Genomic DNA, 893 nt, shown 5'->3' with positions numbered 1-893 from the left:
GGCCCCGGCCGCGCCTCCCCCCTGGGCGCGCCCGGGGCCGTGCCCGTCCCTCCGCCCTCAACCTCACTGAGTGGTGTACCCGCTGTCCGAATCACCCCAAAAGGTCAACGCCTCCCGCCCGACTCCGAGCGAGGACAGCAACACGTCCAACGCCGCCTCCGCGTCCTCCTGCTCACGAGCGGCCCAGACGTGCACATCCGGCGCCGGGTTGCCCTCGGTCCGGCTGAGCGCGAAGTCGATGCCGCGCACCTTGAACATCGCGGCGTCGACGGTGCCGAGATCACACCAGCCACGCTCGACGTCCAGCCGCAGCCTGGCGGCCAGGTCCGGCAGCGACACGTCCAGGCCGCCGATGACCCGAAAGCCGCGGGTCGCGTACTCCCACACGCTCATCTGGAACGCCGGGTTGCGCTTCCCGCCCTGGTACTCCTCCGCCCGCTCCCAACCGGCCTCCGGCCCGGGCACAACCGTCATCGCACACCTCCCCCTCGTGCGTCCCCTCGTCGGACCTCACCAGTCCCTGGGCGCTATCAGCTCTTCCACATCCGCGTTGGCGAAGCCGTAGGCCGAGGCCACGAAGGCGAAGTCCTCCGCTATCTCCTCCCGCGCGACCGTCTCTATCCCGCTGTCCGCGTCGCCCAGCGCCTCGTCCAACTCGTTGAACTCCTCCGTCGCCGCGTGGGTGAGCGCGTAGAGAGCCACGAGGTCCGCAGGCTGCTCGCGCTCGATCCGCTGGCAGAGCCGCAGCAGGATCCCTCGCCCCCGGTCGAGAAGTTCATCCGGAAAGTACGGGTCCGGGTACAGCCGCCGCAGGAACTCGCGCTCGGCGACCCGCCCGTTTGTGATCACCATCAGCCCAGCCCCCTTCGTTCCGTTTCCATCCACCCCCATGG

2 protein-coding genes are annotated in these 893 nt (G+C 70.0%); both read right to left on the bottom strand.

All coding sequences use genetic code 11. The features are described from left to right. Nucleotides 1-63: 63 nt before the first annotated feature. Complete coding sequence (locus FNX44_RS27240; RefSeq protein ID WP_143651622.1) at nucleotides 64-474, bottom strand: hypothetical protein; 411 nt, start codon at nucleotides 472-474, stop codon at nucleotides 64-66. 36 nt (nucleotides 475-510) lie between these two features. Beyond that, on the bottom strand, nucleotides 511-852 hold the full coding sequence (locus tag FNX44_RS27235) for a DUF5713 family protein (protein WP_143651621.1): 342 nt from the start codon (nucleotides 850-852) through the stop codon (nucleotides 511-513). Between the last annotated feature and the right edge of the window lie 41 nt (nucleotides 853-893).

Source organism: Streptomyces alkaliterrae, from assembly GCF_007097205.2.
Taxonomy (GTDB): domain Bacteria; phylum Actinomycetota; class Actinomycetes; order Streptomycetales; family Streptomycetaceae; genus Streptomyces; species Streptomyces alkaliterrae.
This window is presented reverse-complemented; position numbering and strand designations above follow the sequence as displayed.